We start from the raw sequence: 12,330 nt of genomic DNA on the forward strand, positions 1-12,330 counted from the left end.
ACTCTGTACTTTATAAAATCGCTGAATTATAATCCAGCCCTGGTCTGAATAACAGAAAGGACGTTTGAATATTTTTAGTATTTTGTCTAGAATGATCCCGTACGTCGCGGCTTTTGGTCTGGGTTTTACGGCGAGAAAGCTGAGGTTGATCGGTGAAAAAGACGGAAACACGCTTCTGAGGATATATTTTTACTTCATTTTTCCTTTTCTGGTGTTCAGGATTCTTCACTCGGTCGAAATCGGACCGGATCAAATAGCATTGCCCTTCATCGCTTTTTCTCTTCTTATTGCATTGTTTGCAGCTTCTTTGTTTGTCTCGAAAAAACTTTCCAGGGAAAAATCGAAGAGAGTTTCGTTTGTTCTCGCCGTGTCGATAATGAATACAGGTTTTATTATGCCTTTCGTCAATGAGTTCGCGGGAGAAACCGGTCTGGCGTCCCTGATGATATTCGATATAGGCAACATGGTTGTGATTGCGACATTTCTGTTCGCATTTTCCAGTTATTCAGCCACGAGATCTGCTGGCAAGACCTTCAAAAACATTCTTCTTTCTCCTCCCGTATGGGCCATAGTCGTTTCAGCCCTGGTGAACGCTTTCAACATCAAACCGCCTGAGTTAGTACTTAACACGGCCATTTTTCTTGAAAAACCTGCCTTCCCTTTGGTGCTGTTTGCACTTGGTTCTCTTTTAGAATTCGAGATTTCGGATATCAGAAACGTTTTGACGGCAGTGGCCATGAGGATGATAGCCGGAGGGATTTTAGGTCTGCTCATATTGTCGCTGATAAAGCTTCCGTCCAATGAAAGACTCGTCGTCGTTCTCGCCGCAACTTCTCCGTGCGGTTTCAATTCGGTAGTTTACGCTTCACTGCACGGTCACGACGCTAAAAGCGCCGCGAGCACCGTATCCTTGTCTCTTATAGTAAGTATATTGGCAATGCCTGTACTGCTGTTTTTCTTCATGTAATAAGAAAAAAGCCATCCCTCTCAGAAGGGGGACTAAAGAGGGATGGCGTAATCTTCTCTTTCCGGAGAAGATTGAAGGTGGTACATTTTCAATGATAGCAGATTTTTTGGAAAATTCAACAACAGGTTAGCGTTTTCAACCCGATATCGTATACTTATGAGATGTCAAATATTATAATCCCGAAACTCACAAACGCCAGGTGTTTAGAAAATGCACTTCGGTAGAAACGACGACCTTTTAGAACGCGATTCGAGAAAATACGGGGTCGTAGAGCTTCTCAAAATCATTTATCCTTTCATCAAGCCTTTTCTGTGGCAGTTTTTCGCAGCGACCGCGCTTCTTCTCGTCTCGACCGCTTGTTCTTTGGCAGCTCCTCTCATCCTTAGAGAGGTAATCGACAAGGCCATACCGTCAAAAGATGTAGCCCAGGTTCTCAGACTTGCCGTCATTTTCGCGGCAGTTTTCATTTTTTCGGTTTTTATATCTTACGCTCAAATAATCATGACCACAAAGATCGGCCTTTCGATAATAAGAGATTTGAAAGCGAGATTGTTCAGCCACCTGCTTACTTTGTCCATGGCTTATTACGATGCAAATCCGCCGGGAAAACTCATGGCGAGAGTCGAAAGCGACACAGAGAGAGTGAGAATGCTGTTCAGCGATGTGTCTATGGCTCTTTTGTCGAATGTAATAATATTTTCAGGCACTCTCGCCATTATGATGTTATCAAATTCCAAAATGACTTTGCTTGTCATGGCTCTTCTTCTTCCTGTCGCTTTTACGACGTATTTTTTTCTGAACCTCACCAGAAGACTCACGACAAAAGTAAGGGCAAGTTTTGCGAAGATGACGGCTTTCATAACAGAATATGTCAGGGCGGTTCAGGTGCTTCAGATATTCAAAGCGACGAAAATGGCGCAGGAAAAAATGCACGACGTCGGAAAAGATTATTTAAAAAAGGAAGTCAAGGCTTACGTTGTCGAATATGCCTATTGGAGCTTTATTGGCGCGTGCGAAATTATAGTAGTTATAATAATACTGCTCGGAGGAAGAAGCAGCCTCGCAACCGGTGCGGTAACAATCGGAACTGTCGTGCTATTTGTCGAATACACGAGGAGGCTGTTTATGCCGCTCGTTCAGTTTTCGGAAACCCTCAATCAAGTACAAAGGGCGTTCGCTTCGGCAGACAGGATATTTTCGATACTCGACACAAGGACAAAGACGCCGGACGGCGATCTTGGCGAAGATGATTTTCCTGAAAACTGGAAAGAAATCACTTTTGAAAGAGTTTGGTTCAAATACAAAGACAGCTGGGTTCTGAAAAATGTCAGTTTTTCAATCCCGAAAGGTGCCATGTATGCAATTGTCGGAGCGAGCGGCAGCGGAAAAACGACGCTGATAAGCTTGATTCTCAGATTTTACGAACCCACACACGGTTCAATAAAAATCGGCGGAACAGACATAAGAAACTTTAAGCTTGACGTCTGGCGTTCTAAAATAGGGCTTGTTCTTCAAAGCGTAAGCCTTTTCTCGGGTTCTTTGTCGGAGAACATATCGGTTTTCAACTCTGAAATATCGCAATACTCTCAGAAAAAGGCTCTCGAAACGATGCACGCGTGGGATATTGTCGAGAAGCTGCCAAGAGGACTGGACGAAGAGATCAGCGAAGGAGGATTAAATGTTTCGATGGGTGAAAGACAGCTTATTTGCCTGGCCAGAGCTGTTTTGTATGCTCCCCGGATATTGATTCTTGACGAGGCGACTTCTTCCGTCGACCCAGGCACCGAAAAAAAAATACAGGCCGCGACGAACATGCTCACGACGGAAAGAACTTCAATAGTGGTCGCTCACAGGCTGAGCACTATTACGCACGCTGAAAAAATAATAGTGCTTCAGAACGGCGAGATGGTTGAAGAAGGCGATCATGAAACACTTCTGAAATCCGAGGGCATATACGCGAGCCTTTACAGGCTTCAGGCGGGTGAAATCATTTATGATTAGATATTTCGTGTGGATATCGCGCTTCTGGAGAATGCACAAACTCCACATAGTGTTTCTTGTTTTTTTCACCGTCATCTCCAGTGCCGTAGCCCTCTCTTTCCCCCTCGTGTTCAAATTTCTCCTCGACGAGATAGAAAACGTCCTCGCGGGCACTTCGATGTCGGAACAGTTCAAAAAAACCCTGCTGTTTTTGGGTGCATTGGCTCTCGCGAAGTTCATCGCCGGTTTATATCCCGGAGCCAGGGCGTGGCTGAATTCCAAAATAGGCCTGAACGTCAGAGACCTCGTTTTCAAGAGCATGTTATCCAAAGACTACAGGTTTTTCAACGAATTCAAACCGGGAGACTTGGCGACACGTCTGACTGACGATATTGTGGAGCATCCGAGAATAGCCTGGTTCAGCTGTTCAGCTGTGTTCAGAGCGCTCGAATCCACGTCAAAGCTCGCCTTCTGCCTCGCCGTGATGTTTTACATGAACCGCCAGCTGACAATGATAGCTATATTTCCACTGCCGTTCATGCTTTACCTGTTTTATCTCATCCAAAATAAACTCGGCCGGATAGTCATGGAAAACAGAAAAGCGACGAGCCGGACAAACGATCTTCTGGACAGCACTTTTGCCGGGATATCAATAATAAAAGCATACAGAGCGGAAAAAGGGCAAAAGAAGCGTCTGCGGGAGCTTCTCGACAGGAGACTGAAGATAGACCTGAAAATAGCAAAGTACTTGATGTTTGTTCATTCAGCATACAGTGTTCTCGGACAGATTGGAAAAGTCGTTGTTATGTTTGTCGGAGGGCTTTTCGTCGTCAGGGGAACTATAGGTGTAGGTGAGTTTTACGCGTTTTACGTCTATCTGGACATGATTCTCGCACCGATGATGGACATCCCCAACCTGTTCGTCACTTCCAAACAGGCGTTCATATCTATTGACCGGGAAAACGAGATTCTTGATTTTCCTTTGTCTTTGCAAACAAGCGGATCGGTTGAAACAGGAAAAATTGAGAGCATCAAGTTTGAAGACGCAGGATTCATTTACGAAGGTGAAAAAGGCGTCCGAGGAATTGATTTCAAGGGTTCAAAAGGAGATGTCATCGCTGTCGTCGGAGAAATCGGAAGCGGAAAGAGCACTCTCCTGAAAATGATGACAGGCTTACTGCCTGTGTCCGAAGGCAGATACTTTGTAAACGGCCTTGAAATGGAGAATTATTCAAGAGAATCATATTTATCTGAAATAGGATATGTGCCGCAGGAATCACTTCTTTTCAGCGAGACAATAAGAGAAAACGTAAAAATCGGAAGGGCTCTCGGAGAAGATGCTGTAATAGAGGCTCTGTCAGCCGTAAACATTACTTCGAGGGAAATCAACGGCGGGGCTGCAGCAAAGCTTCAGCAGGCAGGGGTCGGAGTAAGCGGAGGTCAGAAACAGAGGGTAGCAATAGCAAGGGCGATAGCCAATAAACCATCACTCATCCTGTTTGACGACTGCACTTCTGCTCTGGATTCAAAAAACGAAGAATCCCTTTGGAAGTATCTAAAGGAAAGATATTCAAAATCCCTGATGATTGTAGTCAGTCACAGACTCGCGACAATAAAGCAGTCCGATAAAGTTCTTTTTATACATCGCGGCAGACAACTCGCCTTCGAGAGACACGAAGATCTCATGAAAGCGAGCAGTCTGTATAGAATGATCCTAGCTTCGGAAGCTAAATAAACCGTTCATTCAATCAATGACCGTGAACCTGAAGAAAGAATCGACCCCTCCCGCACTCAGCTTAAAAACATAAATTCCGGATCCTAAATATCCCGGAGAAACATCGTATGAGTTCACTCCTTTCTCGAAGTGAATTCTTTCCGCCGGACAGGCTGTCCTTCCTGTAAGGTCGAATATTCGGATTTCAGCGTCACAGGATTGGGGAAGAGAAAAAATGACAGAAGGGCTTGAGTGGAAAACAAAAGAGGATTTGCCGGAAAATTCGGCGAAAATCGGCCTGACAATCGGTTCTTCAATTGAATTCGGGCTTTCGCCTATGTCTATGAATATAGTGTCTATTACGGTCAGGTTGTAGGGTATGCTGTCCGGTATTATGTACCAGCCGTTGTAAGTCCCACCCCAACCCATGTTTAAGTGGTAATAGTCGTTGGTGTTGTATCCGTCTATGACGAAATTGTGTCCTTGAATCGGAGGGGGAGTCAGGGCTGTTATGTGAGCGGGCATTGCGTCTTTCATATTCTGAGAAAGCCTTTCGTAAAGGCTGTCAGAAAGAGTATCGAGAGGAGTCAAATCGCCGTAGCCGAACTTGACGTAAGCGTTGTAAGCCTGAGTCGCGCCGAAAGTGCCTGAACCGCTGCTCGTGTAAACCTGTTCCATCGCGGCGCCGCAAGCCCAGACGAGGGCTCCTTTATCCTGGTTCGTAAGCGGCGTCCCTGAGAGATAATGGTTCCCCAGTGTGTCGAGATAGACGTTGAGCTGGGACCAGGACGGAAATCCTCTGTCCGCCCAGTCGTTGTCAATCCAGAAATTCCTTCCCGCGTAAGAATGATAATAATCGTCGGCGTCGGAAAACTGCGTGGAATTTATGTTCTCTTGATAATTGACTATCATTCCCATGGCAACAGCGGGACAGCCGGCGATGCTTCTTTGACCGGTCTGCGGGTCTATCGGGCACATGCTGTTGTAAGGAGAGTTCTGAGTCCAGTTTGACATCAGCCATCCGCCCGTGGGAGTCGTTCCGGACGGAGGCCACTGTTCGAAATAGGGATAGCTTTTTCCGTCCAGAAGATCACGCCACTGTCCTTTAAATCCTGATATTACCGAAGCGGGTATTTGATCAAAATTCGAAAGCTTAAGTTCCAGATCAGCGACTATCAATTCGAAAAGCACGTTAGAAGTTTCTTCACAGGTTCTGCAGCGGTCTTCGTAAGAATATGCAATAACGGGGAAAAGGTCGTCATCAGCCGTCACGATTATGTATCCTGTGGGATTAAGTTCGAAAACGTAAGCCAACGTTTCTGACGCGGAGGAACCTGAAAGGGCGAAAGAAGACACTATTACTCTTGAATCCTGCTGTCCGTCCTGGGCCAGTTTTGAAAAAGCGGCGCTGGAAGCGACTGAATGGTCGACGAAATCGGCGTTCAGACAGACGCAGAAAGAGACCAAAACGATTATTAAAGAGGCTGTTTTCATGGAAACTCCGTATGTTGTGATTTTGAGTGATTCACTTTACTATCCTGTCTGTTCGGGCCTGCGAAGTCTCCGGGTGAGAAGGCAGTCCGGTAATTTCATCGTTTATGTACGAAATTCTTTCCGAAGGAGCAGGATGAGAACCGTAGTGCGAGTCTGTGCCTTCGCTGAGTTTTTCTATGGCTTTGGCGAGTTCTTCCGGATTGTACCCGGCGACAGTCATCAAGTGAACAGCGTAAAGATCCGCCTGTTTTTCTTGTTCTTTCCCGTAGGCGCTGTCAAAAACTTTTATAATTTCATCTGTTATCGTAGAGAATATGCTTTCCACTGATATGTTCATTATGTCGTTGACGAACCAGCTGGGAAGTTTATCGAGAGCCTGCTGGGCTTTAGCCCTTCCAATTTCGCCGCCGTATTTTTCGGCGAGTTTTATCATCGACACAAGTTTGTTCTTGTCGCTGATGGAATTAACTGCGTCTTTATGAACGACGTGTCCTATTTCGTGAGCGAGAATGCCGGCTATCTGATCTTCGTTGTCGCATGCGTTCACCATGCCAGTAGTTATGAATATGAAGCCGCCAGGCGTCGCAAGAGCGTTTTTCTTGGGTGAATCGACGACTATGAAGACGTATCCGGAAAAGAGGTCGGTTCTGTCCGAAAATACCGCCAGAGACTGACCGATTTCGCTGATGTATTTCTGCTGTGCGGTGTTTGATGTGAAAGAATTCGAATATTTATTCAGGATGTTGGCTGCGCAGGATCTGCCGAGATAGTATTCCTGCTCAGGAGTGTATCCTTCGGAAAAAATATTGAGGGCTTCCACTATGTCGCCGGCTATTGAAATATAGTCGTTCAACGGCGTATCAATGGGTATGTCAATCGGCAGGCTCGGGAAAGCGTTTAATACCTGAGCCAGCAATACGGCGAATGATATAAATGTCAACAATTTCATTTTTTTCCTCCCGAAATTATGGAGCGTAAGCTCCGACGTTGCCTTCCTGCATCCATGAATCCCATTCCGTTCCGTAATTTCTGTCGAAAGAGTGGAAATTCCAGTTCTTTTCTATTGAGTTCAGAAGTGAAAAGCTGCTTTTCAGTTCCGAATGCTCGTTTACATAGTCGGCCTCGACCTCGGGGTTGAAATTTTTTATGGCCGCTGCAACTTCTTCATCGGTGGCTCTTTGATCTCCGCTGTAAACAGCGTTGTTGTAATTTTCGGCTCTTTTTTGGGCTTCCTCTCTTCTCTGTTGAAACGTAGTGTTGTCGCCGCTGACGAGCGGAATGCAGAGAATCAGAAAAACTGTTGCGACTGCTGTGTATTTTTTTCTCAAAACGCACCTCCTTTTATTTTTCAGTTAATTCGAATATTCCTGTCCATCCGTTCGCGGGTGGATTTTTTATGTATTCCTCGCTTCTGACTGCAAGGACTTTCGAGGGTCCGTCATCGGGGAAAGAGGATAAAACGTTCTCAAACAATCTCGCAGAATCGCCGAAATTTCCGCTGAAATACATATCCAGACCCTGTCGGTAAGTTTCAAGGGCGGATTGAAACTTCCGGTCCAGGGAGTTTTTTTTGCCGAGGAGTTCATAAATTCCTATGGGTTCCGTCTTTCCCTTCACTTTTATCAAATCTACTTTTCTCGTTTCGAAATCGTTTTCCACTATTTCGTTGGTTGTGTGGGATATCATGGTGTTCGTGCCGTAAAATTTATTTACACCTTCCAGTCTTGAAGCCAAATTGACGGCGTCGCCTATTATTGTGTAATCCATTCGCTTGTCTGATCCGAAATTGCCAACAACCATGAAACCAGTGTTTAAACCTACTCGCATGTTCATTTTGGGTTTTCCTTCTTTTTCCCACTTGTTCCTGAGGCTGAGGAGTTTTGCTTGCATTTCGATAGCGCAGGAGCACGCTTTTTGGGCATGATCTTCAATATCCAGCGGGGCGCCCCAGAACGCAATTATAGCGTCTCCTTCGAATTTGTCGACAATGCCGTCGTGATGCGATATCACGGCACACATTGACGAAAGGTATTCGTTGAGAAGTGAGGCGACTTGTTCGGGAGGCATAGTTTCTGAAATACTTGTGAAACCTGCTATGTCTGAGAAGAAAGCTGTCATAAATTTCCTTTCTCCTCCGAGTTTAAGTTTTTCAGGGTGGCTGAGAAGCTCGTTTACGACCTTGTTTGACAGGTAGAATCCGAAAGCGTTGCGCACGAAATTCTTTTCTCTGGCTTCCCTGAAAAAACCTATGAGAGTACCCGTCACGTAGGAAAGTATCAATGCAGCGGGGACGGAAGAAAAATCTATAAAAGTTTTTCCGAAGACGTAAAAAGCCGAAACTGTCAGTGTGTATAGAGAAATCAGAGACAGGAAAATTAATGCGCTTTTTTGAATTTTCAAATTTGATCCTGAATACGATCCTGCGAAAGACATGAAGACTATGAGCGCCAATATTAGATACTTGTCATATCTGGTGCGCAAAAAGCTGTCCGAAAGCAGATTGTCGAGTATGGAAGCATGAATGAAAACGCCTCCGTCTCCGGCGTTGAAAGGATTGGGTCTGATGTCGAACAAGCCGGGAGCGCTTCCGGCGATAAATATAATCTTGTCTTTGAAAGTGTTGGGCGATATGTAATTTTTTTCAAAATTCGATATTGCCTGTTCGACAGACGAAAATTCGTTTTCTTTAATGGAAGCTATCACACCTTCGTCAATCTCTTCGAGCATTTGTTCAACCGAGTCGTACTCGAAACCGTATATACTGTTCAAGTGTTCGTTGAAAAGTACGAATTCAATCCCCGGGTCAAGTCCCTCGTAGACTTTTTGCCTGATTTTAGAGTATTCATCGAACAGTCCCAAGTAATTATTATATTCACTGTACAGAGAATTTATTCCACCTGAATTGTAAAAAGAAGCCGATTTGAGAATTGCGGCGACTGTGTAGTTTTTGTATGTTTCGTACATGCACCCACGGAAATTTACGATGGCTTCGCCTTCACGTGAGAGAGGGATACTTCTTTCAGTGTCTTTTTCGTACAAAGTGAGTGTGTTTCCGGAAATAACCTGCGAATCAGCACCCTCTATGAGATAATAAGCGGCTAATGATATCTGAGGGTAGTAGTTTCCATTGATGTGGTATAAAAGAGGAGAGTTCCTGTAAATCCCGTCATTGTCTGATTTTATGTTGACGCCACCCGGCATGAAAACACTTTCTGATATGATTTTGTGAGGAGGCTGAGAAAAAGTGTACGAAGGAAAATGCATGTCAGTATCTTTTAGCAAGATGTTTATGCTTTTCAGGTTAAGATTTGATGAATCCGAAAAGAAATTTTCATTTTTCGAAGCCATGAAGGCGACTATCACTTTACCGGATATTGCCGCAGAATGAGCGAGAGAAGAATCGTCTTCCGGTCCAAAAACCGAAGGTTCTGTGTATAGCACGTCCAGGATGACCGCCTTGGCTCCTCCGGCGCTCAGGTAGTCAATCAGATCGGCGGTCATTTTTCTCGGCCAAGGCCAGTAAACACCTTCTGCGGCCATTATGTCGAGTGAATTCTGGTCAATGAAAAAAAACACAATGTCTTCGTTCGGTTTTCCGGAAGAAAAAAGGAACAGTTTTCTCCTTGCGTCTGAAGTAAAAAACTCGAGTCTTGAGAAAAATCCTGCTTCGAAAGCGAGAAATACGGACAGAGCCCAGAATAATCCCGTGACCAGGGGAAAAAAGGTTTTTTGTATTATTTTTCTTTTAGTCATTTTGTGAATTGTGAAATTTTATAATTATAAGCTTCTTTGCGCCCGATGTCTATCGGCCAAGGATAAGTTGATTTGATACAACAGGGATATTAAAATTCACTTAAAGGAAGGTAAAAATGCTTTCTCATTTGTTAATGCTAGTCTGTTATTTCACGGTTTCTTTTCCTGTGAATCCTGTTGCGACATCAAGAGGAATGGTTTTTACAGACAGTGGAAGCAAAACCATTTATTTGGTATCCGAAAGAGGCGTTCTGGAGATATTCAAAGCTCCGGGGTGCGGTATGTATATGTCGACGTCTCCCTCCGGACGTTTGATAGGTTTCAAATACATTGACCGGCAAGGCATGCAGGTGCCTGCTGCAATAGATATAGAAAACCTTCATGTGACTGAGTTTTATCAACCCTGCAGTCTGGTGGGGCAGGTGTCTTTTTCGGCTTTGGACAAACCTGCCTTCACTATTGGAAATGAACTGGTATTTGAAAGCCAGGATGGCTTGAAGCGTTTCGATTTGGGATTTTATTCTAATTTGTGTCCCGTTTCTGCTGACGGCAATTTCGCCGTATTCAACGATTATAACGACGCGCTTTGGATATTGAATCTCGAAAACGGTGAAAAGAAAAGAATAACGCCTCCCGGAACAGGTTACTGCTGTCCCGTGTGGTCTCGGGACGGGGAAAAAATCCTTTTCAGAGGTATTTCGGGAAACATTTACGTGTGGACACTTGAAAATTCGTCAACAGTGACGATAGAAGACGGTTTCAATCCTTGTTTTTCTCCGGACGGAAGGTATATTCTTTATGAAAAAAGGTTTCACGCCGGACAAGTTTTGGTCAACTCTGACCTGTATATATGGGACACCCAGATTTCGTCTTCAGAGAGGATGACTTTCACTGAAAATGAAAATGAAACGTATCCGGTTTATTTGAATGAAAGGCAAATCGCCTTCGTTTTACCGGACAGGAATGAAATTGTGACGGCTTTTTTGTCAGGAGCAGATTTGTTACCGGTATCGAGAATATCGCTGAACGAGGATGAAACACTACCCATTGAAAACTCAGTAAAATGCACGGGTAAAGGAGATTCATTGGATGTTACATACATCCATCAGGTATACGACTCGCCTGATTGGTTCAACGGACACTGGGCGTGTGCACCGTCGGCGGCATTAATGGTTGTATCGTATTATGGATTGCTTCCCGCCTGGAAATGCCAGTGTTCATCTCCGTATTCGCACGAAAGCTTTTACGGGAGATACATTTGTGAAAGATATATGTTCAATGAGTTCGATTACAATCTTGCAGCAGACGATCCGGTTGGAACACCTTCCTACGGGGGATACGGATATATGTGGACGGGAAGTTATTCTCCTTATTCGAGGATGGTGCAGTATTATTTAAATCACGGTCTGAGCGCATCGAGAGACGACACTCCGACTTTTGGTGAAACAGTGAACGAATTGAACGCCGGGTATCCCTACTCTATGTGTGTCGGATTGACCACTTCAGGACACTTGGTGCTGGCGGTCGGCCAGGTTCTGAACTGGCACACTATTATTTTCAATGATCCTTACGGAAACAAGAACACAGCAGGATACCCAAGCTATGACGGAAAATACGCCAGGTACGACTGGCCGGGATACAACAACGGCAATCAGAATCTGAATCAGGTTTACTGGTGTGTGTCGGCAAGAGGTACGTTTCCGGATGTCAGCGACACGCTGATTGACGACAGGCATTTGACCAGTGGATTTTATCTTCATGCAGAAAATCCCTCATCTATGAAGTTTTGGAGAGACGCGTTTTCAGGCTATGAAAACCACAGCTGGTGGACTTATTCGACTCAAGGCACTCAAGACACTTGTTACGCCACCTGGACTCCCGCTCTTGCAGAAGAAGGCATTTACGAAGTGTCGATTTATATTCCGGTTGTCAATTCGGGGGCCGTATCAGCTGTTTATCGGATTTATCATCCTTCCGGCCCAGACACTGTAGTAATTGACCAGTCGCAAAATCCAGGGCAATGGGTTTCTTTGGGATCCTTCTTCTTCGACACTTCCGGCGGATATATATATCTGGGGGACAAGACCGGATATCAGGGGCAGAGACTTGCATTTGATGCGGTGAAATTCTCTTTGCAGGAGTCGGGAACAGAAGAAGAAATAATGAAACCTCAAACTGGTTTTTCGGCGTATTTTTCCGGTGAAGCCTTGATCATTTGTTTACAGGGACTCACATGGCATGAACTGAGTTTAAACCTCTATGACTCCGCAGGCAGGCTGGTTTTTTCGGGGATGTTGGAAGAGGGTATTAGCAGAACGGGAAATTTGAACCTCTCTCCCGGTCCTTACTTTCTCGTAGCCGATTTTGGTGCGGAAAAACACGTTGTCAAACTCTGCAAACTGTTTTGACAAATCTTTTATGG

Annotated in this window: 8 protein-coding genes; 4 read left to right on the top strand and 4 right to left on the bottom strand. The window is 44.8% G+C overall.

What is annotated here, in order from left to right:
• The first annotated feature begins 82 nt into the window (after nucleotides 1-82).
• The 3 genes from JXL83_01230 (at nucleotide 83) to JXL83_01240 (ending at nucleotide 4,682) form a co-directional block, all read left to right on the top strand.
• The gene (locus JXL83_01230; GenBank protein ID MBN2362736.1) at nucleotides 83-967 is read left to right on the top strand and encodes an AEC family transporter; all 885 of its coding nucleotides are present in this window, start codon (nucleotides 83-85) and stop codon (nucleotides 965-967) included.
• 210 nt (nucleotides 968-1,177) lie between these two features.
• Nucleotides 1,178-2,968 (top strand): ABC transporter ATP-binding protein, encoded by a 1,791-nt coding sequence (locus JXL83_01235; protein MBN2362737.1) that lies wholly within the window; start codon nucleotides 1,178-1,180, stop codon nucleotides 2,966-2,968.
• Nucleotides 2,961-4,682 (top strand): ABC transporter ATP-binding protein, encoded by a 1,722-nt coding sequence (locus JXL83_01240; GenBank protein ID MBN2362738.1) that lies wholly within the window; start codon nucleotides 2,961-2,963, stop codon nucleotides 4,680-4,682. The genes JXL83_01235 and JXL83_01240 overlap by 8 nt, the downstream gene beginning before the upstream one ends.
• Before the next feature lie 9 nt (nucleotides 4,683-4,691).
• On the opposite strand, the gene JXL83_01245 is transcribed toward JXL83_01240, so the two are convergent.
• Genes JXL83_01245 through JXL83_01260 form a run of 4 tightly spaced genes read right to left on the bottom strand, consistent with a single transcriptional unit; the run spans nucleotide 4,692 to nucleotide 9,908 of the window.
• Nucleotides 4,692-6,155: a C10 family peptidase gene (locus JXL83_01245; protein ID MBN2362739.1), complete on the bottom strand. Its 1,464-nt coding sequence runs from the start codon at nucleotides 6,153-6,155 to the stop codon at nucleotides 4,692-4,694.
• 31 nt (nucleotides 6,156-6,186) lie between these two features.
• Nucleotides 6,187-7,104 carry a M48 family metalloprotease gene (locus tag JXL83_01250; GenBank protein MBN2362740.1) on the bottom strand — a complete coding sequence of 306 codons (918 nt, stop codon included), beginning with the start codon at nucleotides 7,102-7,104 and terminating at the stop codon, nucleotides 6,187-6,189.
• Between the two features lie 16 nt (nucleotides 7,105-7,120).
• Nucleotides 7,121-7,483 (bottom strand): hypothetical protein, encoded by a 363-nt coding sequence (locus JXL83_01255; protein ID MBN2362741.1) that lies wholly within the window; start codon nucleotides 7,481-7,483, stop codon nucleotides 7,121-7,123.
• Nucleotides 7,484-7,496: 13 nt separating this feature from the next.
• Nucleotides 7,497-9,908 carry an adenylate/guanylate cyclase domain-containing protein gene (locus tag JXL83_01260; GenBank protein MBN2362742.1) on the bottom strand — a complete coding sequence of 804 codons (2,412 nt, stop codon included), beginning with the start codon at nucleotides 9,906-9,908 and terminating at the stop codon, nucleotides 7,497-7,499.
• Nucleotides 9,909-10,024: 116 nt separating this feature from the next.
• Between JXL83_01260 and JXL83_01265 the strand changes: the two genes are divergently transcribed.
• A complete protein-coding gene (locus tag JXL83_01265) occupies nucleotides 10,025-12,316 on the top strand; it encodes a hypothetical protein (protein MBN2362743.1) in 2,292 nt (763 codons plus the stop codon).
• The last annotated feature ends 14 nt before the right edge of the window (nucleotides 12,317-12,330 follow it).

It is taken from the genome of candidate division WOR-3 bacterium (genome assembly GCA_016934535.1).
In the GTDB taxonomy this organism is placed as follows: Bacteria; SDB-A; SDB-A; order SDB-A; family SDB-A; genus JAFGIG01.